Below are 24,294 nucleotides of genomic sequence, written 5' to 3' on the forward strand. Positions count from 1 at the left end.
GTTTAGAACTGCTTATTACAGGGCTTCTTGTTATAATACGCGAACCATTTACTTAGCATGGCAGAGATGCCTGTTATTGCCTATATCCTATGGAATATGCCTTTATGATGACCATCGCCGGACAACCGTTTCTTACCGATTTTCAGACGCAGCAACTCATCAGTCAGTTTCAGCAAAAAACCGCGCTAAATGTCAGCCACATTCATACCCAGCAAGTGTATGTGTTATCACACGAACTCAAAGGTGATGAGCATAAAAAAGCGTTGGATTTACTTGCGGTTGACAGCACGACTATACTTGAAGCCCCGCAAGACAATCAACTACAAGTCATTGTTGGTCCGCGTTTTGGTACGATTTCGCCATGGGCAAGTAAAGCGACCGATATTTTTAATAATTGTGAAATTGCGATTAAGCGTGTTGAGCGCGTCATTGTTTATACCCTAACGATTGACGGCGACGTTAGTGAAAGTCAGCTGAGCGCAACTCTGCCTAAAGTCGCTGAGCAGTTATTATTTGATCGCATGACTCAGAGCTTGGTTTACGATTTGAACGACGTGAATAAATTGTTCGACGATGGACAACCAGCATCACTAAATCATATTGATGTGATTGGACAAGGTCAGTCAGCGCTTGAATCTGCCAATAAAGAATTTGGTTTTGCGTTATCAAGCGAAGATATCGACTATCTAATGAATGCTTATGTCAATGAGCTAAAGCGCAATCCGACTGACGTTGAGCTGATGATGTTTGCGCAGGCCAACTCTGAGCATTGCCGTCATAAGATTTTCAACGCTGAATGGACGGTTGATGGCGCAGTACAGCCAAAGTCACTGTTCCAGATGATTAAGAATACTTATAAAGCGAATCCGCAAGGTATCTTGTCGGCTTATAAAGACAACGCTGCGGTAATGGCAGGTTCTGAGGGCTGGCGCTTTTATCCCGTTCCTACTGACGCAACCGACGTAAATGCTGCTCATCCTTACGATTTCCATCAAGAAGAAATCGATATCTTAATGAAAGTCGAAACTCATAACCATCCAACGGCGATCGCTCCTTATGCGGGTGCAGCGACCGGTGCGGGCGGTGAGATTCGTGATGAAGGCGCAACTGGTCGCGGTGGTAAGCCAAAAGCTGGTTTAACAGGTTTCCACGTATCGCATCTACATATTCCAGAGCTTGCCGAAAAATGGGAGCAATCAGGTCAATTAAGTACGCAAGGTTATGGTACACCTGATCGCATGGCAACCAGTCTTGAGATTATGACGGAAGCGCCCTTAGGCTCAGCTAATTTCTCAAATGAATTTGGTCGTCCAAACCTATGTGGTTATTTCCGCAGCTTTCAGTTAGATACTTCAGCGGCAAAAGATGGCAGCCAAATGCGCGGCTATCATAAGCCGATTATGCTGGCAGGTGGTTATGGTAATATCAAACGTAACCTCATTGAAAAGAATTCTATTCAGCAAGGTGACTTATTAATCGTTCTTGGTGGCCCTGCGATGCAAATTGGACTAGGTGGCGGTGCAGCATCTTCTGTTGATAGTGGTTCATTAGATGAAGGCTTAGACTTTGCCTCTGTACAGCGTGACAACGCTGAGATGGAGCGTCGCTGTCAAGAAGTGATGGATCGCTGCTGGGCATTAGCGGGTAATGACGTTGATGCGAGTAACAATGGCAAAGATGGCAACCCAATTGTTTCTCTCCATGATGTCGGTGCTGGTGGCTTATCAAATGCCATGCCTGAGCTGGTCAATGACCACGAAATGGGCGCAATACTTAATCTACGTAAAATTCCATCGCTAGAAGCTGGCATGTCACCAATGGCGATTTGGTCAAACGAAGCGCAAGAGCGTTACGTATTGGCGATTCGCCCTGAAAGTGAAGCCCAGTTCGATGCCATTTGCGCACGTGAGCGCTGCCCGTATGCGATTTTGGGTACAGCAACGGATATTCGTCAGCTGATCGTTGATGATGAATTATTAGCGGAACAGCCAGTTGATATGCCAATGCAAGTATTGCTTGGTGGTACGCCGCAGATGAAGCGTAGCTTTGAGCGTCAAAAGACTAGCTTACCAGCATTAGAGCTAGGCAAGGTTAATCTAGCTGAATCCATCAAAGATGTGCTACGTCATCCAACGGTCGCTAGCAAGTCGTTCCTCATTAGCATTGGTGATCGTTCTATTACTGGTATGGTCGTGCGTGATCAGTATGTTGGTCGTTATCAAGTGCCCGTTGCCGATTGCGCCGTTACTGCATCAGGCTTGATTGCGCTAGATGGTCAGCCAATGAGCGGTGAGGCGATGAGTGTTGGCGAACGCACGCCTGTTGCACTTATTAGCCCAAAAGCTTCTGCACGTTTGGCAGTTGGTGAAGCGATTACCAATATCGCTGGTGCGCGTATTAATCAGCTATCTGATATCACGATGTCAGCAAACTGGATGGCAGCATGTGGCGATGATAATGAGGACGCTGCATTGTTTGATGCGGTCTATGCCGTTGGTGAAGAGTTATGTCCAGCACTAGGTATCGCTATTCCAGTCGGTAAAGACTCGCTATCAATGCGTGCCAATTGGACAGATGAAGACGAGAACGGCAGCCAAGATAAATCAGTGGTCTCACCAATGAGTCTTGTGATTACGGCTTTTGCGCCTGTCGTAGACGTAGCAAAAACCTTAACGCCTGAGTTAATCAATGGCGACAGCGCGTTCTACCGTATTGACTTGTCTAAAGGCAAGCTACGTCTAGGCGGTTCAATCCTTGCGCAAACCTTAAGCCAATTAGGTAATGACTGCCCAGATTTAACGCAGCCGAGCGACTTGGTCGACTTCTTTAACTTTATCCAAGCCGGTAACGCCCAAGGCGTCATCAGCGCTTATCACGATATCGGTGATGGCGGTCTGCTAGCAACTATCGCTGAGATGCAGTTTACCAGCCGTCAAGGCGTTAAACTGTCGTTGACTGATGACAACTTACTCGGTCAATTGTTCAGTGAAGAGCTTGGCGCAGTCATTCAGGTATTGCCAGAAAATGTCGCCGCTTTAATGCAAATGGCAGAAGAATTTAATGTCAGCGACATGCTAAGCCTTGTTGGTCAAAGCACTGAAGAAGACAGCTTAATCATTCAAACGCCTTTGCATATGGGTGATGATACCTTACGCTTTAGCCGTAGCGAGTTGCAGTGCGAGTGGAGTCAGGTCAGCTATCAAATCGCGCGCCGCCGTGACAATCCCGCTTGCGTCCAACAAGAGTATGACTTGATTAGCGACGTCAATCATAAAGGTCTTATCGCTGCGCCAAACTTTAACCTTAATCAAAAAGTTGAAGAACCGTACTTAAATAGCCGCGACACTAAGCCAAGAGTTGCTATCCTCCGTGAGCAAGGCGTCAACGGTCAGACGGAAATGGCAGCAGGATTTACCCAAGCAGGCTTTGAAGCGGTCGATGTCCACATGAGCGATTTACTCAGTGGTCGTATCAATCTACGTGACTTCGATGGTTTGGTCGCTTGTGGTGGCTTTAGCTACGGTGACGTATTGGGCGCAGGCTCTGGCTGGGCAAATTCTATCTTGTTCCATGACGAATTGCGCATGCAGTTTGTGCGCTTCTTTGCCCGCCCTGATACCTTCTCACTCGGTGTCTGTAACGGTTGCCAGATGATGGCGCAGTTAAAAGACTTGATCCCAGGCGCGGAAAACTTCCCACGCTTTATCGCCAATAAATCGGCTCGCTTTGAAGCGCGTACGGTCAATGTCAAAGTCGAGCGCACTAAGTCTATCTTGTTTAAAGGTATGCAAGACAGCATCTTGCCCATCGCTGTTGCACACGGCGAAGGTTATGCCACGCTAAATGCTACCGAAATCGACGGTATGGAAAAACACGGTCAGCTTGCCATGCGCTTCGTCGATAGCCAAGGTCAGTCAACTGAGACTTATCCGCTCAATCCAAACGGTTCGATCGGCGGTGTCACGGGTCTGTGTAGCACTGACGGTCGCGTTACCATCATGATGCCGCACCCTGAGCGTACTCTACGTGCTTACAATCATAGCTGGAAGCCAGAAGCGTGGGATGAGGACGGCGCGTGGATGCGTATGTTCCGTAATGCGCGTGCTTGGTTGCGTTAAGATATAGGCTAAGTTTCTTTAGAACATTGTTTTAGATATAAAAAAAGGTGAGCTTTGGCTCACCTTTTTTGTTTAATAACCACCTATGGTTTGGAAAGTTCCTCTATCATTTGTTCCCAATTCTGAATCTCACTTCTACAATAAACGATATATTCTTCAATACGCTGAATAGCAGCATGATTTTCTTCTTGTTGAGGTAACGATGTTTTCAAGTTTGCGATTTCTTTTATATCGTACTCAATATTTTTTTTAGTTTTATCCACTTTTCCTTGATAAAAAGATATTAATAAATCTTTTCTTTGCTCGGGCAGGCAGTATTTCTCAACGTTAATTAGTAGGTGGTATCTATCAGGAGAGCTTACTTCATTATCAGTATATGACGAGACATCTTCAACCCCAAACTGATACAGCTTATTAGAGAAACAAACTTTTTCTAACATAGCTTTTTTATAACCCGCTTCCCCTTGTTGTTCGAAATTATCGACTATTTTGACCTGATAATATTCACAACTAGATCGTTGATCAATTGCGGTATCCGCATAATCACCTATTGCTCCTATCTTATATCCTGTAGTAAACCAAAACTGAGGGTCTGGGCATTGTTTATTCGCGTTTCGGTTATTCTCAAATTCTTCAGAAGCGATATCAGTTAGTAACTTCAAAAAATCAACTGCTTCACAACCTGTTAAGAGGACAAGTGACAATATAGCAATCAGCATATTTTTCAAGTTATCACCTCCAATGTGAAGCACCCTTACGAATAAGGCTGCATATTAAGCGCTGCTAAGTTATTGCGCATGTAGCTGTTTAATAAAAAGCTTAAAATTGAATCTTCGTCTAAAACATATGCTCACTTAACTATTCATCCTCTAAATACTTTTTACCTCCTTTCTTCGCCTCAGCGATCAACTCATGAATCTTCGCACTTTCTTTTAGCACACAAGTCTCATACGCAGAGAGAGGCTCAGCTGCTTGTTCTTTTTCTTGCGCTTGCTTTGCTTTTTCTTCTAGATATTTTTGCAGCTCATCTTGTTCGTTATATTGTGAGTGACTCATGATTTATTCTCCTTACTGTTTAATTATCCGCTAGTCGCTAGTCGCTAGTCGCTAGTCGATTTAGCATAGCGGCTAATCTTGCGTTATTCTCTTCAATATATTGATCACCACGCGCGATTATCTCATCAGCTGATTGTACCGTTTCAGGGTAGTTGCTAAGCCCATCCTTTATGTAATCAGCTCCATTCGTCACCATCTTGACGAGACTGTCTTTGGTCACTTCAAAATGACACTGCCAACCCATTACCCAAGTGCCAAGCGCTTTATGCAGCGGTGTTTGATAGATAAATCCTTGATTAACCCATGCTTGCGAAGTGGCAATGGCAGTTGCGCCTTGTGGACAGTCAAAACCATCACCGTGCCAATGAAATACCGTAAAAGCTTGCTTAGGTAAATCTTGTAATAAAGGGTGCATCTGACCTGCGGGCGTCAATCGAATGGGCAACCAACCGATCTCTTTTACGTTAGCTGGCTGCACGGTAGCACCCAAACAATGGGCGATAAGCTGTGCCCCTAAACAAACGCCAATAACTGTTTTTCCATTATCGATACTTTGTTTAATCAAACGTTTTTCATTGATCAACCAAGGATATTCTTCCTCATCATGGATGCTCATTGGTCCACCCATCACGATGAGCCAATCAAAGCTGTCTTGCTCTGGCAAGGGACAGTCATCGTCAGAGCGACTGATACTCATCATATGATGCTGGCTATTTACCCATTGTTTGATGAAACTCAGGTCTTCATAATCTGTATGGAATAGGGCGTGGATGCGTAGCGTCATTTTATACCTTCGATTAAAGAGCTTTATATTGGAAACAGTGTCTATTAAAAGCAGTGCGTGGTCATCACGTATAAACCCAGAACAAGCACCTAAGCCGTGAACTCAATAAAAATCATCACGATCCGCATACTTCTTATTCAGCGCCTGTAAAATCGCATACGTCTCCAAATCCATTACGCCCGTTGGCTGCTGCGGTCTGAAATGCAATTGAAAGGCATAAACAACATTGCGACTGGCTTTATCCCACTCATCGCTGTCATTAATTTGATAACCATAATCGCGAAACGCTTGCTTGATATCGGCTATCGTTGCCGCCGCAAAAGTATCTTGATGCATAGAGAATTGCTTATCAAACTCATCATACCAAGCGCCAATGCCGTAATCGAAATACAGTTGTTGCCACGGGAACTTTGCACCAGGGTCAATTTTGCGTGAGGGTGCCATATCTGCGTGACCGATAATATTCTTTGGTGAGATGTCATATCTCTTTGCTAAGTCTTGTACCAGTTGCCCGACCTTTTTAATCTGCAATTCATCAAATTCGACATAGTGCTCGTAAGGATGATAATCGAGTTCGCCATTTTTTAGCGCATCACGATATTCATGCTTAATGCCACTATTAACAATCTCGATGCCGATAGAGGTATCGTTGAGTATTGTTCTACCTGCAAAGCCGCCATTACCAGCATGCCAAGCGCGTTGGCTTTCGGGCACTAGGTTATAAATCTTATTATCGTCATGGTCTAAAATCAGATAGTGGGCGCTGACTTGACCATTGGTCAATGTGTTGATAGATCTGGCATTATCTGAGACGGTGTAGTGCAGGACGATGGATTTAATCCGCTCGCTCTTGCCAGTGGCTTGATAGGTTTCTCTGTCTACGATGTATTTTTTAGGGGTGACTATTTGAGTGCTATTAGTCGTCACGCAACCAATTAAAGGCAGCGTTAAACCACATACTAATGCTAAAAAGATATTTTTTACCATGAAATGCTAACCCTTCTCAATCTTCTTCGCCAAAACCGTTTTCCAGCTCTCTTCCAAACACTCAATCGCCAGCCATGGCTCAATCACCTTTGTATCAAATTTTTCTTTTGAGTTCGACAACTGCCATAACTTTTCAAGTGTCGCAAAAGGATGGGGACGTTCGATGAGATATACGGGTAAATCAGCGCCAATCATGCCATCACGCACAACCTCAAAATACCAATCAGCGATACCTTGTTTGGTTACCCAAGAAGCGATATTGGGCACTTTGCTAAATTGTCCGATTTGGTCATTGATTTTATAGCAAGGGCGGCGTGGTTGGACGATACGTAATTGCACGCTATCGCTATCATTATCAGTGCCATTTATTTTGTCTTGACCATATTTAAAAACGTCGCCAATACAAACGTTAGACTCGTCCATCTCTGGCAAACCGTTTACGGCTTCAGTGGTGAGGTTTTCACCTAATGTGCCAACGCGTACTTTTAAACCAAACTCAGCGTTAATCTTTTTATAGGTTACGATTGGCAATTGATGAACTGCTTTTAGTGGACCGCCATGATGACGTCTATCGGCTTGCTCATCAGTCGTTAGACCCATGAAATTGACTGCAACAGGTGCTTTGATTGGTGCTTTATCAATGGCGCTCATCTCTTCACGGGCGAACGGCATAGCTTTGCCAGCACGGACGCATATTAGATTAGCGATATGCAGCGGCAGTGCTTGGTTAAAGTCAGTTTTATTTTCTGGGATAGAGGATTCTGTCGGTTCTATGCACATTGGTTTTCCTCATTTATAGGAATTTATTAGGTGATTGTCTATATCGTTGTTGGTATTGATGATGCGTATTATCTTAGCCTAATCATGCATCTGATTATACGGTTTCGGAATTTTAAAGTTTATCGACACCTTAAAACTTAAATAAAAAAAGACCAGAATTTGCATCTGGTCTTTTTATTTTTACTGTTTTTAGTATTGAACAATCATGGCAACAAACAGTCTTATTTGTTTTTGTTGCGGCGACCAGCGGTTTTCTTTTCACGCGGAACAGCGACCAGCTCAGCCAATTGATCAGGTGATGACCATAGACCTTCTAAGTCATAGAACTCACGGGCTTGTGGTGTCATCATATGCACGACCACAGCGCCTAAATCAATCAACGTCCAGTCAGAGTCGATACCGCCTTCACGGCCAAGTGGCATAAAGCCTGCTTGCTTTGCTTCAGCGCCGACACTGTCAGCCATCGCGCGTACATGGCGCTTAGAGGTACCGTCAGCGATGACGATGCGCTCCATCACGTCTGTCAATGTTGCGACATCCATTACGGTGATGTTTTTTGCTTTCATATCGTCTAGCGCGCTTTCGACTACCGTTAGGCATTCTTGTAAGCGTTCTTCAGTCATAGTGTTGGTCATAAAATGTAATCTCTTGAATCGTAAATATTAAAAATAAAATGGTAAATCGTCACAATGCATTCTCTAACGAGCCCCTTAACATATAGGTAGGTAGGCAGACGTTTTTTGAGAGAAATGGACAAAGTGGGCAAAATGACAATGATAAGATGATTTTAACGGAATTGAGCAGCAGAATATAGCTGATGGGCAATAATATATTGATAAACAGCAGGATTTAGCCATTTAGCGAATGAATTGGGTGCAGTATCGCCTATGATATCATTTATTGGTTGTAAAGATGCAATTTGCGTTTCAGCAGCGTGCTTTATATTTAATGAATTTGGCGTTTGCTGTAGCTGCTGACGTATTTGTGTGCTCGATACCGCTATCAAAGGACGTGGGTCTATATAAATGTGACCTTGAGTAACATTTTCTAAGCCATAACTCTCTGTTAAATCTTGAGGGTAGGGCGTTAATAACTCGCTTGCAGAGTGGACAGTTAAGTTTTGCAGTAACTTGGGTAATTGAGATTGCAAGTGAGCGTGCAAAACAGATCTATCCTGTGTCATCATCTCTTTATCAACAAGGTTTTCATCAATACTCAAGTTATCGTCACGGTCAAAAATCCATAGATTGACGTAATCTGTGAGTCGTAAACCCTCTTTCCATTTATCTAAACTACGCGCACTGTCCATGCCCATGATAAATATCAGCTGGTCATTTGGATGGCGCGCGCGTAAGGTTTGCACACTATCGATAGTATAAACGGGCGGCATCTGCCACAGCTCAAGCTCATTAATTTGTAATGGTGTGTTTTGTGTTGCCAGTTTTAGCATTGCCAATCGATGCTCAGGTTTGGTGCTTTTGTCTTTAAAAGGTGAGCGCGCATTGGGCAATAAAGAGACATGCAGCTCACGTTGTTGCAGCTGTGCTATTGGTAGCAAACTTCGATAAACGGTCATCGCCATTTGTAAATGACCCTGATGCACAGGATCAAATGAGCCTCCTAAATAGGCACGAATGGCTGGCGTGGACTGAGTTTTATGGGCGTTATGGCTATTATTAACGGTATTTAGCATAAATGAGTGAGCAAAAAAGCGGCTAAGCATAATGTTATAGTGGATGTACTTTACCTAAACTATAACATTATTGCAGGCGGCAAATAGTTGTATGTGATTAAAATTGCTTAAGTTATAAAAGTAATGAGCTATAAAAAGTACTTAAGTAAATACAGTTATAAAAAAGTTATTATAAAAAAACAGCCAATAAAAAACCGACCATCATTTTGATAGTCGGTCATTTAAACAGCTTTCTTTAATAACTATTAAACCCATTAGATCTAAAGCGATTAAATCGCGTCGCTTTGCGCTTGAATAGCAGTGAGAGCGATGGTATAGATAATATCATCGACTAACGCGCCACGTGACAAATCATTAACTGGCTTATTCAAGCCTTGCAACATCGGACCGACACTGACCACATTGGCGCTACGTTGCACCGCTTTATAAGTGGTATTACCGGTATTGAGGTCGGGGAAGATAAAGACGTTTGCTTGTCCAGCTACCGGTGAGTCAGGCGCTTTTTGTTTGCCGACGCTCATGACAGAAGCAGCGTCATACTGCAGTGGACCATCAACGGCGAGATGCGGTGCACGCTGGCGGACGATTTCGGTAGCACGAATGACTTTTTCGACGTCAGCGCCTGTACCTGATGCACCCGTTGAGTAGCTAATCATGGCGACTTTTGGGTTGATACCAAAAGCGGCAGCAGACTGCGCCGATTGAATGGCAATCTCAGCAAGATCTTCAGCTGTTGGGTCTGGATTGATAGCACAGTCACCATAGACGACCACTTGCTCTGGTAATAGCATAAAGAAGATTGATGATACGAGCGAGTACTGCGGTGCGGTTTTAATCAACTGGAACGCTGGGCGTACAGTGTTGGCAGTGGTATGAATGGCACCCGAAACTAAGCCATCGACTTCGTTCATCTCAAGCATCGTTGTACCTAAATAGACGGTATCTTTTAGGTATTCGGCTGCCACTTCAGCGTTAGTTTTACCTTTGCGGCGCTCGACTACGGCGGCGATATACTTGCTCATATCTAGGCTATCAGGATCTATAATTTCAAGACCTTCTGGCAACACTAAGTCGCGGTTTTTAGCGACTTGTTCGACATCAGCACGTTTTGCAAGCAATATGCAGTTGGCGATACCACGACTTTGACAGATACATGCAGCTTCGACAGTACGTGGTTCAGAACCTTCTGGTAGTACGATACGTTTTTTGGCATTTTGTGCTTTTTTGACCACTTGATGACGAAATGCCGATGGTGATAAACGCGTCTCATACTTTTGACTAAAATATTCTTTAATCCAGCCAAGATCTAAGTGCGCTGCAACATAACGAGCCACTTCTTCCGCGCGTTCAGTATCATCGCTTGGAATCTCAGAGCTCATATGTACAAGGCTTTGTACTGTCTCGTAGCTGTCATCTTCGACACTCATGACTGGGATACCAGTTTTTAATGCTGATTGCCAAAGCTCAGCCACCGTTGGGCTTGGTACCACGCCGCCTGTTAAGACCAGTCCAGCCAGTGGAATACCATTAATGCAGGCGAGTCCAGCAGCTAATAATAAATCATCGCGGTCACCCGGTACAACGATAAGCGTGCCACGTTTAAACACTTCATCAACGCGTGCAACCGAGCGGGCAGTTAAACTGATCCGATTGATACGACGTGATTTTGCTTCACCCACATTGAGCCATGTCGCATCAAGTTCAGCGGCGATGTCCCATGTACGAGGAACGGAGAGTGAGTCACTGAATGGCACCACACCAATCAAACGGAACTGCTCGGTATTGAAGGATGGTGACAGACGTTGAACTTCTTGCATAAAGCCAGTATCCAAACTGATGACAGCTTCACCGGGAGCGACAATCTTATTATCAAAGGCAGTGGTATTTGGCAAATCATGCATACGCATTAAGATACAGCCCAACGTACGGTCGCTTGCCATACCGCCAAATTCACGAGCATGAACATCGAGCTTATCGGCTAAATAGGCGGGCTTACTGGTATCAGCAGTACTGACAAAGATAATTTTGGCATCTAAAGCGTGAGCAATGGCACGGTTGATTTGAGAAGCATAAGAGGTTTCGGTAGTCGGCACCAAGCCTTCGCAGAACACCACATCGTAGTCATCGCCGAGGGTATGATAGTTGACGACCACTTCTTCCATCAAGTCATCAAGGTTATCATCGCCAATCATACGCTCGACCCGTTGACGGCTGATAGATGGGGGTGGATTAAGACCAAAAGCATGCATGGCTAACGCGCTTGAGCTGTCTAAACTGTTTTGCTTATCTAGCGTGTCGTCTTGTAAAAACGGCTTCATAAAGCCTGCTTTGATACCGTTATAATCAAAAGCACGAATCAAGCCTAAAGCCGCTGACGTTACACCGATACCGCGACTGATTGGCACAAGTAAAATAGTTTGCATAATATATCCTACTGTTTATTATTCTTTTTAAGAAAAGGTCATCCTTGTACATATAACAAGCCATTGGCGCTTCTTATATGCTGGTATGAGTCTTATTGTAGACCTAAGGCGGCACGAGTTTCTTGGGCGATACGGCACTCTTCGTCAGTTGGTATCACCCATAGCTCAATGCTGCTATCGTCAGCGTGGAAACTGCCTTCTTTACCAGCATATAAGCCAGCATTTTTGTCAGCATCTATTTTGATACCAAAATGCGGCATCATCTCTAGGATACGTGTACGTGTGGTGACAGAGTTTTCGCCAATACCACCGGTGAAGACAATACCGGTAAAATTAGGTAGGGCGCAGCTCAGGCTAGCAAGGTATTTAGCGACGCGATAGCAGAACATTTCGATAGCAAGCTTTGCATCTTCATGACCTTCGTTTGCTGCTTGCTCAATGGTACGTAAGTCGTTTGATAAGCCAGAGATACCTAATAGACCACTCTCATTATTGAGCATTTTATCAATTTCTTCTAAGCTCATACCAAGTTGGCGCTTGAGATGAATGTGTAAGCTTGGGTCGACATCACCGCTGCGTGTACCCATCATGAGCCCTTCAAGTGGGGTAAGACCCATACTGGTATCAAGGCTTTTACCTTCATAAACAGCAGTTGCTGAACAGCCGTTACCCAAATGTGCCGTTAACCAACCATGTGGTTTTTTGGCACTGGTAATTTCGTTGGCGCGTTCTGAAACATAAGCATGTGAGGTACCATGAAAGCCATAACGACGGATTTTATGTTCTGAATAAAGTGCTTTTGGTAGCGGATAGCGGAAAGCGACAGGTGGCATGGTTTGATGGAAAGCGGTGTCAAATACCACGACTTGCGGAATATCAGGATAAATGGCTTGCACCGCTTCGATACCCAAAGCATTAGCAGGATTGTGCAAAGGTGCCAATACTTTTAGACGTTTTACTTCTTGTAAAACATGGTCGTCCACTTGCACGGCTTCTGAATATTCACGACCACCATGTACCACGCGATGACCAACAGCGATAAAGTGATACTGCTCTAATAGCTCAAGAATTTTTTGTAAGGCAAGCTCATGACGACCACCAGCAATGGCGATTTCTAACTTTTCACCACTTAATGTCGTGTGCTTGATGCGAGCTGTATCGAGCCCTAAATTTTCAGCAAGACCAGTGATACGAGTGCTTTCATCCTCACTAATTAAGGCATACTTGATTGAAGAGGAGCCGCAATTGAGTACTAAAGTTGGATTGGTTAGGGCTGATGTTTCAGAGTTTTTATCATCAAAAGTCGTGGTTAGGCTGGCACTCATACTCTATCCTTAGATTATTTTTTATAAAAGGTACATCATCATCGACGAGTACCTATTGAATAAACGAAAACCAGCAAGATAAATGCTGATGTAGACTAAACGATTAAGATGCATAAACCTCATCATACTGATTTTCGTCATACTTGAGCCATCACTTTTATAAAGTGTTTTAAATATAGAGCAAGCGCCTAGTAGCGCTGCGTTATAGCTGCAAGGATTGACTATAATGTATCATATTTTGAAGCTTATACCACAATAACCATAAGGTTTTAATCTGCTATGTAATGAGCGTTTTATACAAGTGTACACCGAGTAGAGTCAGCGTTTGACAGCTATCACGAGATAAAAAGACAATTTATAAAAATTGTAAGTAAGTTTGTCGATCTTTAGCGAAACCACTTGCTCTAATGATTAAGTTGTATGGACTATAACTATAATTCAGCAAATTTACTCAGCAATTATATTATGGAAGCGCACAGCTTTATCGAATAATGCTATGATTAAAAAATTATCCTATTTTCCCTATTGCCGTCTTGTTTGTGATGCAACAATAGTAATTTCTAGCATATTCAAAACACTGCAAGATTAAAGGTTATCTACTCTATGTTTACGACACGATGTACTTCAAAAACCGAGTATTCTCAGGTATCTGAGAGAGCCACGCGCCATGGCATTTATAACGTAATGCTTGGTACGTCTATCGCTATAGCGTCTGCGGCATTATTGGTAGGTTGCGGACAAAAAGGCGACTTATATCTTGTGGATTCTGGTAAGGCAGTACGAGATAGTACCGCTATATTGGATAGTGGAAGTGATCCGCAAGATGCTGCTTTTGCTAAAATTGATGGCGATTATCAAAATAACGAGCAGAACAAAGAGGATTTTCAGCTGCCTGAACCTAGCAGTGATCCTAACGATTATTAGTAGTTGTTTATCGCTTATTAATCTGTAAACGCTAAAGTGTTTTTTAGCGTATCCGACATACTATTTACCTTGAACATTTGATTATATTAGAGATGCTTATATGAGTCAGTCAGTCACCACCCACACTAAGCAAGGACTGTACATCAATCCTGAAGCCTTAACTGCCCATTTACCCGCGCTAGATTATCACGACAGTGCGCTACATATGGAGCAAGTCAGCATGAGTGAGGTTGCTAAACACTACGGTACGCCATGCTACGTTTATTCAAAACAGGCCATTTTAGATGTCTATCAAGCTTATACCGATAGCTTTGCCAGCTTAAATCATCAAATTTGTTATGCCGTTAAGGCAAACTCTAACCTTGCGGTACTTGGCGTATTAGCGCAAGCAGGCGCAGGGTTTGATATCGTTTCACGCGGCGAGCTAATGCGCGTATTAGCCGCCGGTGGCGAGGCATCGTGCGTGGTATTTTCAGGCGTCGGTAAGACGTATAGCGACATTGAATATGCGCTTAACCAAGGCATTGGCTGCTTTAACGTCGAGTCGATTAGTGAGCTGACTTTAATCAATGATGTCGCACAGGCACTAGATAAGTCAGCACCGATCTCATTACGGGTGAATCCCAATGTCGATGCCAAGACTCACCCGTATATCTCAACAGGGTTAAAAGACAATAAGTTCGGTATCGCCCATGAAGAGGCTATCGCTGTTTACCAACAAGCGACTGAGCTGTCTCATATCGATATCGTCGGTATCGACTGTCACATTGGCTCACAATTAACCGAGGTTGCGCCATTTGTTGCCGCATTAGATAAAGTTATTGAGCTGATACATAAACTGCGTGATAAAGGTATCGAGCTGCGTCATATCGATTTGGGTGGTGGTCTTGGCGTGCGCTATATTGACGAGACGCCAGTATCTATTGATGAATTTTCCCAAGCGTTATTACCAAAGCTAACGGAGCTTGGCTTGACGGTATTCTTTGAACCGGGTCGCAGCATTGTGGCAAATGCTGGCGTGCTATTAACTAAGGTTGATGTGTTAAAACCAACCGAACACAAGAACTTTGCCATTGTTGATGCGGCAATGAATGATTTGATACGTCCTGCTTTATATCAAGCTGAAATGGCGGTCATTCCTGCAGCATTACCTAAAAATGGTTTGGATACTGATGGTACGCAGCCGTGGGATATCGTTGGTGCCATTTGTGAAACAGGCGACTTCTTAGCAAAAGACCGTTTATTAGCGCTTACTACAGGCGATATTTTAGCGATTACCGGTGCGGGTGCCTATGGTTTTGCTATGAGTAGTAACTATAATTCACGTCCGCGTGCCAGCGAGGTGATGGTAGCAGGTGATCGTCATCAGCTGATTCGCAAACGTGAAAGTATTGAAGCGCTATATGCAAATGAAGTCTTGTGGCAGAGTTAACTATTAAGTGATATAAAGCACCTCAAAAAGACAACCCATTATCGTGATGATAGTGGGTTTTTTTATGGCAAGCTTTAATGCAAGACAGTCGCTTAAATATATAAAGTTAACTTAGTCTCTGATAGCGCCGATAGTTATGATTGTAACGGACAGCATGCTACTATAAGCCATACATAAAAATAGGATAGGATATCAAGGGTATGCTAATAGAATTTACTAAGATGCATGGGCTGGGCAATGATTTTATGGTCATCGATTTGGTGACTCAACGTTTGGATTTGACCAAGGATTTGGTGCAACTGTTAGGTGACCGTCATTTAGGCATAGGGTTTGATCAACTGCTCGTCGTCGAGCCACCAATGCGCCCTGATGTTGATTTTAGTTACCGCATTTTTAACGCTGACGGTGCAGAAGTTGAGCAGTGCGGTAATGGTGCACGCTGTTTTGCGCGTTTTGTGCAAGCGCGTAAGTTGTCATTTAAACAGCGTCTACGTGTTGAGACCGCAAGCGGTATTATTTCATTGACGACTGACCGTTATGGCTGGGTCGAAGTTGATATGGGTAAGCCTAAGTTTGAGCCAAGCGAGATTCCTTTTACCCCAAGAGCCACGACCAAAATTCAAAATGCATACCATCTCGACGTTAATGGCACGCCGGTACAGCTGTATGTCGCCAATATGGGCAATCCGCATGCCATTATCAAAGTTGATAATGTGCTTGATGCCGATGTTGAAACCTTGGGTAAAGCCATCGAATCACATCCGGCATTTCCAGATCGCGTCAATGTCGGCTTTATGCAAGTGATGAATCAGCGTCATATTCGTCTGCGTGTCTATGAGCGCGGTGTCGGTGAAACCCAAGCTTGTGGTACCGGCGCTTGTGCGGCAGTAGCGGTCGGTATCCGTGAAGGCTGGCTTGATGAAGGTGAAGATGTGCGCGCGCAGCTTTATGGCGGCAGCATGATTATCAAATGGCAGCCAGGCTATTCAGTAATGATGACTGGTCCAACGGCTTTCGTCTATGAAGGTGTCTTTAGCCCAGATGGCTTAATGGCGCAGGCGGGCATTAAGCAGCCTAATACAGAAGGCTAATAGATAATGACGACAGCGCCTATATCAGACTCTGAGTCAAAAGCGTGGCTATCAGCAGAATTGGCAAAAACTCACGAAGCTGATAGCGCGCTACGAGAATTACTAACGCCTGTGCATCGTTGGCTAAATGTCTTGTCCGTGCGTAATCATTCACCGCACACATTAACGGCTTATTTTGCGGGCTTAAATCAATTGGCGCTATTCTTACGTGGTAAGCGACTGATGTGGACACGTTGTGATAAACGCCAATTAGCCCAGCATATTAGCCAGCGCCTTGATGAGGACAAACTTGCGCTTGCTAGCGTCCAGCAAGAATTGTCCGCCATCCGCCATTTTTATGGTTGGCTCATTGAAGAAGGCTTGGCACGTATCAATCCAACGACGGGCTATCAGCTTAAGCGTAGCCCTAGACCGTTACCGTCTATCGCTGATGTAGATTTACTCACACAGCTACTTGATCAAGAGATTCCTGATACGCCTGAACAAGCGCGTTTGTGGTTACGCGATAAGGCTATGTTTGAATTGCTTTATAGCAGCGGTCTACGCGTAGGCGAGTTGGTGGCGCTAGATATGGCAGATGTTGACCTGTCTGATTTACGCGTACGCGTAACCGGTAAAGGTAATAAAACGCGCTTGGTACCATTAGGCGCAAAAGCAGCAGAAGCTATTAGTCGTTATCTACCACATCGCAGTCTGTGGGTAGAGCAGATGGATAGCGCGTTATTTATTAGCGAGAAGCTCGGTACACGCTTGTCAACGCGAGCAGTGCAGCAACGTCTTAAAGTTGCGGCCACGCGTGCAGGTATCGCGCAAAATATGTATCCGCATTTATTACGCCATTGTTTTGCTTCACACATGTTATCTGGTAGTGGTGACCTACGTGCCGTGCAAGAGATGCTTGGGCATAGCGATATAAGTACCACGCAAATTTATACTCACGTTGATTTTGCTAAATTAACCCAAGTATATGACCGTGCACACCCTCGTGCGAATCATACACCCAAAGATAGCGAACCAAATACTTAATTTAAAAAATTTCATTTACTAAATTAAGTATTTAAATAAAAATCCATTTTTTAAAATCAACTCTCCAAAAAATCACCTTATGCCAAACGATGGCAGTCAAAAATTGGCATTTTTTGCCGTCCTTGGATTTGTGCCTGTTTATCTAAATTTGCTAACACTAAAGTATAGTTTTTATTATCTTTAGAGTTGTTTAATTCACTATCATTGTAGCTGTTAATAATAGTGCCATCATAAGCAGTGATAGTCGCATGCCCCCACGTTTGCCGTGTATGACCGTCTTTATAAAGATGTTCACCGCCTTGTGCTGCGCCAATGACCATACATTGGCTGTCTAAAGCGCGTGCCTGTAGTAACAGCCACCAGTGCGCTTGTCCGGTAAGATAGGTAAAAGCAGCAGGCGCACTTAATAGTTCCGCGCCTGCTTGTCGTAATCGCTGTGCCAATGCTGGGAAGCGCAAATCAAAACAGACCATCATACCAAGCTGATAAACATCATTATTTGCTTCGAGTGTAGTCACCACTGTCTGTGTGCCAGGCTCAAAGCTCGCCGCTTCATTGTAACTTCCTTGCTTATCGGCGACAGTTGCAGTGAACAGGTGAATCTTATCGTAGCGTGCCACTTGCGTACCATCGGGCGCAAACAGTAGGCTCACTTGGCGCAGTCTTCCATCGGGTACGATAACGCCATCAAGACGATAAGGGCAGGGTAATGAGCCTGCAAGTACGTATATACCATAAGTACGCGCATAGTCGGCTATCGTCGCTGATAGCGCATCAAAGCGCTCTGCGGTAGCGAATTGTCTTCCCATGCTACAGCAGTTCTCTGGTAGCACAACTAATTGAGCACCTTGGGCACGAGCATCGATAATAGCCGCTTTTATATCGGCTAAATTATCGTCGATATTTTGCTGGCTATTCATTTGAACGGCAGCAAGGGTTAGTTGTCCGCCATTTCTCATATCATTCATAGTATTCTTCTCGATTTTTAGGTTTTATATGGTTTTGCTCTATAGTGCTTTGCTATTATTTCTTTTTTTATTCTACACACCATATCGATATCTTCATAAGCTTCTCAAGGTCCTAAAACACCTTATCTCGACGGGGTATAAATTATCGTAGCAACATTGTAGCAAAAAATGCTATCTTCATGACCTGACAAGTTGAAGCACCATTTTTAATGGGTGTAAGTTCGATAACGATAGGCTTTAATCAGCATAATAGATAAAATCTAACCACGAGCGGAGTGTAATAAGTCACCCATGAGTATGTCGTTCGGATTGTCGACCACGCTAAGCATCTCACAAAAACTTACCCCACAAATGCAGCAAGCCATCAAATTGCTGCAGCTCTCTAGTCTTGAGCTTGCGCAGGAGGTTCAAGCAAAATTGGATAGTAATCCCTTGCTCGAGCGTATTGAGGATAGCGAAGACGAAGATGACCACGACCATGAAACTACCGATAAAGAGGTATTAGATAATTTTGGCGAGCCATTAACACTAGATAATTGGAACCAACAGACGGCTTTTGACACCGTTACTGCATCTTCATCAAATAAAGAAGATGGGTTTGAGTATGATGACAGTATGGGCGATAGCGTTATTATCGATAGCTTAGATAAACTGGAGCAGGACAGCTTTGATACAGATGCTATCGACAGTGATACGTTAGACGCCTTTAATGATATTATCGATTACGATGGTTTTAATACCGCCAGTACCGGTACAGAAAATACAGCAGCGCGGCAAGATTTCGATGATATTGACAGTTATCAAGGCAGTACCAATGCTAAGATTCAAGACCATGTACGTTGGCAGCTAAACTTTAAACGCCTCTCGGAAACGGACACTCTTATCGCTGAGTATTTGATGGACTCTATGGATGAGATGGGCTTTATACGCATTGATATTGATGAGTTACTCCAAAGCTTTGATACCATGGCAAGCTTTTATCAATGGGACGAGCGTGTCGAACATGATGAGGTGATGGCAGTCCTACGTATGATTCAATCTTGCGATCCACTTGGTGTTGGGGCTCGTCATCTAAGCGAGTGCTTGAGCATCCAGCTATCGAAGCTCGAGACGAATACGCCGCATTTAAAACAAGCGCAAGCGCTATTGTCGGCCAGTGAGCATCTGGTCAGTAATAATATAAAAGCCTTAACTGAACGTACTGGACTTAGCGCATCGGATATCACGCCCGCGCTTACATTGCTGCGTACGTTAAACCCATCTCCCGGCTTGCTGTTTCAAAGTCGCCAACCTGATTATACGCAGCCACCAGAGAGTTACGATATTCCCGATGTATTGGTCACAGCTATTCGTCAACGAGCGCTAGATAAAAATACAGATTCAGTGGCAGAAGATGCTGGCTGGCAGGTGCGTCTTAATCCTGAAACCCTGCCAAAACTGCGGATCAATCAAGAATACGCTAACCTAGTTAAGCGCGGTGATGATAGTCCTGATAATAAATATTTGCGTGAAAACCTTACTGATGCGCGCTTATTTATTCGCAGTATCGAGGAGCGTAATCAGAATCTATTAAAAGTAGCGACCAGTATCGTGCGCTATCAGCAAGAGTTTTTGCAATATGGTGCTACTGCCATGCAGCCGCTTATTTTAAAGGTGATTGCAGACGAGGTTGGTTTGCATGAATCAACGGTCTCACGTCTGACTACTAGTAAGACGATTTTGACACCGCAAGGGCTGTTTTCGCTCAAGCATTTCTTCTCATCGCATGTCAGTAGTAGCGATGGCGATATCTCATCAACGGCTATTAGTGCGATGATTAAGCAGCTTATCGCTGATGAAGAGCCGAAAAAGCCACTCTCTGACAGTAAAATAAAAGATTATCTATTAGCAGAGGGTATCGATATTGCCAGAAGAACAGTAGCCAAATACCGTGAAGCAATGAATATTGGCTCATCAACACAGCGCAAGCAAAAATATTAATACTCTAAATTCAATAAGTTATCCAGACATAGCATCAGCTACTAAAATATTTTATACCAGACATTAAAAATAAAATTTTTTGATTATATAGAGACATTGAAGAAACAAGCAGTTTTATTACATTTACTTACAATATAGAGCCTTGCTACTATTAGGTTTTCATGACAAATTAGAGTCATACCAACAACAAAATCTAAGTGTCGATTTAGCAAATTTAGGTAGCTAGTTATTAAGAATAAGATAAAAAAACGATAAAGGAATATATCGATATTTTATGAAAAGCACTGCTATTAGAGGCGTTAAGCATAAAGGCACAAGATTTTTTTGTGGTAAGGCAGGATGATAACAGCAGCAATGCTACCTCATCTGTTGATTGTAAGTAATAATAAGAGGACGATAATATGAATGTTTCTATCAGTGGTCACCATATCAGTATTACCGATGCCATGGATTTAGCTATTCGTGAAAAACTTGAAAAAGTAGAGCGTCACTTTGATCAAATTCAGAGTATTCAAGTTATTCTATCGCTAGATAACAGTGGGGCTAAAAAGAGCCATAAGGCTGAAGCTATCATGCGAGTCTCGGGTAAAGAGATGTTTGTTCAAGCGCTTGATGATGATATGTATAAAGCCATAAATGAGATGGCAGACAAACTTGATAGACAAGTACGCAAATATAAAACCAAATTAGAGAGCAAAAAGACACAGGGTGCAGGTCGTGATGGACGCTATGAAGATGCCTCAACTGCTGAAGTAGAACCTGCCGTTTAAGTGATAGCTTCATGTGCTGTCACCGTTTAATAATGATTAGTTAATAAATAAAAGATAAACAAAGTTAAAAATAGTAGATTTGTTAAATGGTTATATCTATTAAATGTATTGTTATTCAAAACTAATGTGGATAGCAATACATTCGGATAGATGACAGGCTTAACGAAGAGTAAACGTGAGATGCTAAGTAAAAAAAAGACCTCAGACGGATTATCGTTGAGGTCTTTTTTATTGGTCATTTTAAATACCAGATTCTGAGAAATTTCTTTTAGAACTGTTGGCTTTTTTTAGCTCTATTTTTTTTGATTTTGAAATATCTTAACCGCCACCTACCGCTTGAACCACTTCAATAGCCATCCCTTCGGTAATATGGATCTTATCAAGCTCACTTTTTGGAATTAGCTCGCCATTGACTTCGACTGCATAACGACCTTCACTAAGTCCAAGCTCATTGATAACCAACTGTACGGTTTGATGAGTGGTTTGTAACTTCCTGCCATTCACATTAATATAGCTCATATTCTGTGCTCCCTAATACACCAAGATTTACTGTCATCCATATTGTTTTGTTGATGGCTCTCATGACATATCTAATGACAGCTAGACTTATTTATGACTAATATTAGATAGTCAGTTGTTTACTATGGCTTGCTGCAGAGACAGCAAGCCATAGCCAACCAATAATCATAAGTAATCCGCCAATCGGTGTAATCGCGCCAAACCACCGTGGCGCACCAAGCGTCATAGCATATAAACTACCCGCGAAGATAATCACGCCGATTTGTAATAGCCAAGCTGCAGTTTGAGTTGCAATGTTTAATCGAATAAGAACGCCAACAAGCAGCAACCCAAGTGAATGCACAAACCAATATAGAGTTGCTGTTTGCCACCATTCGAGCTGCTGCGTACTCACCATGGCTTTAAGACCATGCGCGCCAAACGCACCCAAAGCAACGGCGATTGCCATATTAATCGCCGCGATACTTATCCAATTGAACATGTTGTACTCGTATTGTGGAGTGAACTGCAGCCTAACTAGATAAAGACAGCCGTATGATTAATAGACCGCTTATTGAATATCATCAGGCAAAATTACGCTATCAATCGTCATAGCTTCACGAATTTTATCCATGGCATTTTTTTCGATTTGGCGTACGCGCTCAGCAGAGATAGAGTAAACCGCTGCCAATTCATGCAAAGTAGATTTTTGCTCAGACAACCAGCGCTGCTCGACGATATCGCGCGAGCGATCGTCTAAGGTATCCATCGCCGCAATTAATGCTGATGAGTTATTCTCTTCCCAGTCAGATTCTTCGACAATCTCAGCAGGGTCAATACCATCTTCCAAAAACAGCTGCGGTGCATAACGTCCGTCATCATCATCGCTCGACTGCGCTTCAAAAGAGGCGTCGTAAGATGTGAGGCGCGACTCCATCTCAAGCACTTGCTTACGAGTGACATTTAAGTCATTGGCAATCGCGTCAGCTTCTTCAAGGGTCAACTGGTTATTGGTCTTCTTAAGACTACGTAAGTTAAAGAATAGCTTACGATGCGCCTTAGTAGTCGCAACTTTCACAATTCGCCAATTACGGATCACAAACTCATGAATCTCAGCTTTAATCCAATGTACGGCAAACGATACTAGACGCACACCTTTATTTGGATCAAAACGTTTGACTGCTTTCATCAGCCCTAAATTGCCTTCTTGAATCAAATCCGCTTGAGGTAGTCCATAACCTGAATAGCTGCGGGCAATATGAATAACAAAACGCAGATGCGACATAACTAGCAGACGCGCCGCTTCCACATCACCTTCATCATAATAGCGATGGGCAAGCTCTTGCTCTTGGACTGGGGTCAAGATTGGAATTTGATGCACGGTATTAATATAAGCGCCCAAGTTTACCCCTGGTGCAGACAGATGCGTTGGCATAGCCGGTACCAAGTCGCGCGTACTAGTATCTTCAAACGCACTGGCATCGTAAGGCGGACGTTCAGCCGCCGCTTTTAATGCCGCATCGCGTGCTTCATTTACTTCAGGAGCAGCGCTGTCTTTTTTACGGGTATTTGCAGCGTTAGTAGTATTAGCCATATTCTTGACCTTGATTAAATAGTTAAGCAAACAGTCAGATAAAAATCTTTATAGTTGTAATTGTAAAGGATAGCGCCGCTTAGTTGCTATCAGTTTTGGTAATGATGAAGTGATATATTGTATCAACAGAATATTTAGAGTGGTTATCACTTGCTGCCTTATTATCTGATACAGTTGCTTGATTTATGGTCAGCGCTAATGGATTAGCGCTATCTGTTTGCAAGCTTTGCTGACAAAACGCCATGATGTCAGCTTGCGAGTTTGGATCAGTTGCCACTACATATAAAGATTCGCCAATATTCACATTGCGTAATGCTACTTTGGTTTTTAATAGCGGCATCGGGCAAGAAATTCCGCGACCATCAACCATATTTTTGATAATAAGTGCTGGTTTACTTAAGTCTGTTTTGTCGTCTGAATCAATAACATCTGCCGGTAATAAATCTAACAGCTGTACTATTGAATGCTGCTGGCTCTCAGACAAAGTTGCTGATAAACACAGTGGATGAGAAGCGCGTACTATAATAGTTGGGCTAGCAGCAGACATAAAATAAACCTTTAACGTATCTATCATTAAACCTAGTGTTGCAGTCTAATGCTTAGAATTATAATATTTATGGATATTACTATTTCAATATAACGTAGCGACTATGTTGCGACGCCGACAGTGTTATAGGGAATCATTATAGCAAACTGCCACTATTCAATTGCAGTTGAATATAATCATCATCGCGTTTAATCAATCAGAATAACTGAATAGCATTTATCTCTATATTTTCAGATTAGATTTATCCAGTAAGTTTGCATAATCATGTTGCGCAATAGTGACGCCCTACATAGTCATT

At 43.2% G+C, this 24,294-nt stretch carries 21 protein-coding genes; 7 read left to right on the forward strand and 14 right to left on the reverse strand.

The window, feature by feature from the left end; translation table 11 throughout:
* Positions 1 to 104: 104 nt before the first annotated feature.
* Positions 105 to 4,118, forward strand: coding sequence for a phosphoribosylformylglycinamidine synthase (gene purL, locus ACMHKH_RS03290; protein ID WP_413519241.1), 4,014 nt, complete (start codon positions 105 to 107; stop codon positions 4,116 to 4,118).
* Between the two features lie 83 nt (positions 4,119 to 4,201).
* Here purL and ACMHKH_RS03295 read toward each other — a convergent pair whose 3' ends face one another.
* From ACMHKH_RS03295 to ACMHKH_RS03335, 9 genes are all read right to left on the reverse strand, one after another.
* Positions 4,202 to 4,846 (reverse strand): hypothetical protein, encoded by a 645-nt coding sequence (locus ACMHKH_RS03295; protein ID WP_413519242.1) that lies wholly within the window; start codon positions 4,844 to 4,846, stop codon positions 4,202 to 4,204.
* 130 nt (positions 4,847 to 4,976) lie between these two features.
* A complete protein-coding gene (locus ACMHKH_RS03300) occupies positions 4,977 to 5,174 on the reverse strand; it encodes a hypothetical protein (RefSeq protein WP_413519243.1) in 198 nt (65 codons plus the stop codon).
* A gap of 37 nt (positions 5,175 to 5,211) precedes the next feature.
* Positions 5,212 to 5,958 carry a type 1 glutamine amidotransferase gene (locus tag ACMHKH_RS03305; RefSeq protein WP_413519244.1) on the reverse strand — a complete coding sequence of 249 codons (747 nt, stop codon included), beginning with the start codon at positions 5,956 to 5,958 and terminating at the stop codon, positions 5,212 to 5,214.
* 102 nt (positions 5,959 to 6,060) lie between these two features.
* Positions 6,061 to 6,945, reverse strand: coding sequence for an N-acetylmuramoyl-L-alanine amidase (locus tag ACMHKH_RS03310; RefSeq protein ID WP_413519245.1), 885 nt, complete (start codon positions 6,943 to 6,945; stop codon positions 6,061 to 6,063).
* A 6-nt stretch (positions 6,946 to 6,951) separates the two neighbouring features.
* A complete protein-coding gene (locus ACMHKH_RS03315; RefSeq protein WP_413519246.1) occupies positions 6,952 to 7,725 on the reverse strand; it encodes an MOSC domain-containing protein in 774 nt (257 codons plus the stop codon).
* Positions 7,726 to 7,946: 221 nt separating this feature from the next.
* Complete coding sequence (rsfS, locus tag ACMHKH_RS03320; protein ID WP_413519247.1) at positions 7,947 to 8,360, reverse strand: ribosome silencing factor; 414 nt, start codon at positions 8,358 to 8,360, stop codon at positions 7,947 to 7,949.
* Positions 8,361 to 8,512: 152 nt separating this feature from the next.
* Positions 8,513 to 9,418 (reverse strand): nicotinate-nicotinamide nucleotide adenylyltransferase, encoded by a 906-nt coding sequence (locus ACMHKH_RS03325; RefSeq protein WP_413519248.1) that lies wholly within the window; start codon positions 9,416 to 9,418, stop codon positions 8,513 to 8,515.
* Positions 9,419 to 9,687: 269 nt separating this feature from the next.
* Entirely contained in the window at positions 9,688 to 11,841 is a 2,154-nt protein-coding gene (pta, locus tag ACMHKH_RS03330; RefSeq protein WP_413519249.1) for a phosphate acetyltransferase, read from the reverse strand.
* 92 nt (positions 11,842 to 11,933) lie between these two features.
* Positions 11,934 to 13,166: an acetate/propionate family kinase gene (locus ACMHKH_RS03335; RefSeq protein WP_413519250.1), complete on the reverse strand. Its 1,233-nt coding sequence runs from the start codon at positions 13,164 to 13,166 to the stop codon at positions 11,934 to 11,936.
* 603 nt (positions 13,167 to 13,769) lie between these two features.
* On the opposite strand from ACMHKH_RS03335, the gene lptM reads away from it, so the two are divergent.
* From lptM to ACMHKH_RS03355, 4 genes are all read left to right on the forward strand, one after another.
* Entirely contained in the window at positions 13,770 to 14,090 is a 321-nt protein-coding gene (gene lptM / locus ACMHKH_RS03340; protein ID WP_413519251.1) for an LPS translocon maturation chaperone LptM, read from the forward strand.
* Positions 14,091 to 14,190: 100 nt separating this feature from the next.
* Positions 14,191 to 15,522 (forward strand): diaminopimelate decarboxylase, encoded by a 1,332-nt coding sequence (lysA, locus tag ACMHKH_RS03345; RefSeq protein ID WP_413519252.1) that lies wholly within the window; start codon positions 14,191 to 14,193, stop codon positions 15,520 to 15,522.
* A 200-nt stretch (positions 15,523 to 15,722) separates the two neighbouring features.
* The gene (gene dapF / locus ACMHKH_RS03350) at positions 15,723 to 16,613 is read left to right on the forward strand and encodes a diaminopimelate epimerase (protein WP_413519253.1); all 891 of its coding nucleotides are present in this window, start codon (positions 15,723 to 15,725) and stop codon (positions 16,611 to 16,613) included.
* 6 nt (positions 16,614 to 16,619) lie between these two features.
* Positions 16,620 to 17,639 carry a tyrosine recombinase XerC gene (locus ACMHKH_RS03355; RefSeq protein ID WP_413519254.1) on the forward strand — a complete coding sequence of 340 codons (1,020 nt, stop codon included), beginning with the start codon at positions 16,620 to 16,622 and terminating at the stop codon, positions 17,637 to 17,639.
* Positions 17,640 to 17,716: 77 nt separating this feature from the next.
* Here ACMHKH_RS03355 and ACMHKH_RS03360 read toward each other — a convergent pair whose 3' ends face one another.
* Positions 17,717 to 18,607 carry a nitrilase-related carbon-nitrogen hydrolase gene (locus ACMHKH_RS03360; RefSeq protein WP_413519255.1) on the reverse strand — a complete coding sequence of 297 codons (891 nt, stop codon included), beginning with the start codon at positions 18,605 to 18,607 and terminating at the stop codon, positions 17,717 to 17,719.
* Positions 18,608 to 18,898: 291 nt separating this feature from the next.
* Between ACMHKH_RS03360 and rpoN the strand changes: the two genes are divergently transcribed.
* The gene (rpoN, locus tag ACMHKH_RS03365) at positions 18,899 to 20,587 is read left to right on the forward strand and encodes an RNA polymerase factor sigma-54 (protein ID WP_413519256.1); all 1,689 of its coding nucleotides are present in this window, start codon (positions 18,899 to 18,901) and stop codon (positions 20,585 to 20,587) included.
* 401 nt (positions 20,588 to 20,988) lie between these two features.
* Complete coding sequence (gene hpf, locus ACMHKH_RS03370; RefSeq protein ID WP_413519257.1) at positions 20,989 to 21,357, forward strand: ribosome hibernation-promoting factor, HPF/YfiA family; 369 nt, start codon at positions 20,989 to 20,991, stop codon at positions 21,355 to 21,357.
* 318 nt (positions 21,358 to 21,675) lie between these two features.
* Here the strand turns inward: hpf and thiS are convergent, their stop codons facing one another.
* The 4 genes from thiS to ACMHKH_RS03390 all read right to left on the reverse strand — a co-directional run bounded on the left by thiS (position 21,676) and on the right by ACMHKH_RS03390 (position 23,996).
* Positions 21,676 to 21,876 carry a sulfur carrier protein ThiS gene (thiS, locus tag ACMHKH_RS03375; protein ID WP_413519258.1) on the reverse strand — a complete coding sequence of 67 codons (201 nt, stop codon included), beginning with the start codon at positions 21,874 to 21,876 and terminating at the stop codon, positions 21,676 to 21,678.
* Positions 21,877 to 21,979: 103 nt separating this feature from the next.
* Positions 21,980 to 22,357, reverse strand: a complete 378-nt coding sequence (locus tag ACMHKH_RS03380) for a DUF423 domain-containing protein (RefSeq protein ID WP_413519259.1) — start codon at positions 22,355 to 22,357, stop codon at positions 21,980 to 21,982.
* Positions 22,358 to 22,426: 69 nt separating this feature from the next.
* Positions 22,427 to 23,290 carry an RNA polymerase sigma factor RpoH gene (gene rpoH, locus ACMHKH_RS03385; protein WP_413519290.1) on the reverse strand — a complete coding sequence of 288 codons (864 nt, stop codon included), beginning with the start codon at positions 23,288 to 23,290 and terminating at the stop codon, positions 22,427 to 22,429.
* Positions 23,291 to 23,528: 238 nt separating this feature from the next.
* A complete protein-coding gene (locus ACMHKH_RS03390) occupies positions 23,529 to 23,996 on the reverse strand; it encodes a sulfurtransferase TusA family protein (RefSeq protein WP_413519260.1) in 468 nt (155 codons plus the stop codon).
* Positions 23,997 to 24,294 lie beyond the last annotated feature (298 nt).

The sequence above is a fragment of the Psychrobacter glacincola genome, from assembly GCF_965118485.1.
Classification (GTDB): Bacteria; Pseudomonadota; Gammaproteobacteria; order Pseudomonadales; family Moraxellaceae; genus Psychrobacter; species Psychrobacter glacincola_D.

Coding starts and splice junctions, on each gene's coding strand:
- rpoN (WP_413519256.1), top strand. CDS start 18,899: ATGAGTATGTCGTTCGGATTGTCGACCACGCTAAGCATCTCACAAAAA.
- ACMHKH_RS03310 (WP_413519245.1), bottom strand. CDS start 6,945: ATGGTAAAAAATATCTTTTTAGCATTAGTATGTGGTTTAACGCTGCCT.
- rsfS (WP_413519247.1), bottom strand. CDS start 8,360: ATGACCAACACTATGACTGAAGAACGCTTACAAGAATGCCTAACGGTA.
- lysA (WP_413519252.1), top strand. CDS start 14,191: ATGAGTCAGTCAGTCACCACCCACACTAAGCAAGGACTGTACATCAAT.
- rpoH (WP_413519290.1), bottom strand. CDS start 23,290: ATGCCAACGCATCTGTCTGCACCAGGGGTAAACTTGGGCGCTTATATT.
- hpf (WP_413519257.1), top strand. CDS start 20,989: ATGAATGTTTCTATCAGTGGTCACCATATCAGTATTACCGATGCCATG.
- lptM (WP_413519251.1), top strand. CDS start 13,770: ATGTTTACGACACGATGTACTTCAAAAACCGAGTATTCTCAGGTATCT.
- ACMHKH_RS03380 (WP_413519259.1), bottom strand. CDS start 22,357: ATGTTCAATTGGATAAGTATCGCGGCGATTAATATGGCAATCGCCGTT.
- ACMHKH_RS03335 (WP_413519250.1), bottom strand. CDS start 13,166: ATGAGTGCCAGCCTAACCACGACTTTTGATGATAAAAACTCTGAAACA.
- dapF (WP_413519253.1), top strand. CDS start 15,723: ATGCTAATAGAATTTACTAAGATGCATGGGCTGGGCAATGATTTTATG.
- thiS (WP_413519258.1), bottom strand. CDS start 21,876: ATGAGCTATATTAATGTGAATGGCAGGAAGTTACAAACCACTCATCAA.
- ACMHKH_RS03305 (WP_413519244.1), bottom strand. CDS start 5,958: ATGACGCTACGCATCCACGCCCTATTCCATACAGATTATGAAGACCTG.
- ACMHKH_RS03315 (WP_413519246.1), bottom strand. CDS start 7,725: ATGTGCATAGAACCGACAGAATCCTCTATCCCAGAAAATAAAACTGAC.
- pta (WP_413519249.1), bottom strand. CDS start 11,841: ATGCAAACTATTTTACTTGTGCCAATCAGTCGCGGTATCGGTGTAACG.
- ACMHKH_RS03325 (WP_413519248.1), bottom strand. CDS start 9,418: ATGCTAAATACCGTTAATAATAGCCATAACGCCCATAAAACTCAGTCC.
- ACMHKH_RS03360 (WP_413519255.1), bottom strand. CDS start 18,607: ATGAATGATATGAGAAATGGCGGACAACTAACCCTTGCTGCCGTTCAA.
- ACMHKH_RS03300 (WP_413519243.1), bottom strand. CDS start 5,174: ATGAGTCACTCACAATATAACGAACAAGATGAGCTGCAAAAATATCTA.
- ACMHKH_RS03355 (WP_413519254.1), top strand. CDS start 16,620: ATGACGACAGCGCCTATATCAGACTCTGAGTCAAAAGCGTGGCTATCA.
- ACMHKH_RS03390 (WP_413519260.1), bottom strand. CDS start 23,996: ATGTCTGCTGCTAGCCCAACTATTATAGTACGCGCTTCTCATCCACTG.
- purL (WP_413519241.1), top strand. CDS start 105: ATGATGACCATCGCCGGACAACCGTTTCTTACCGATTTTCAGACGCAG.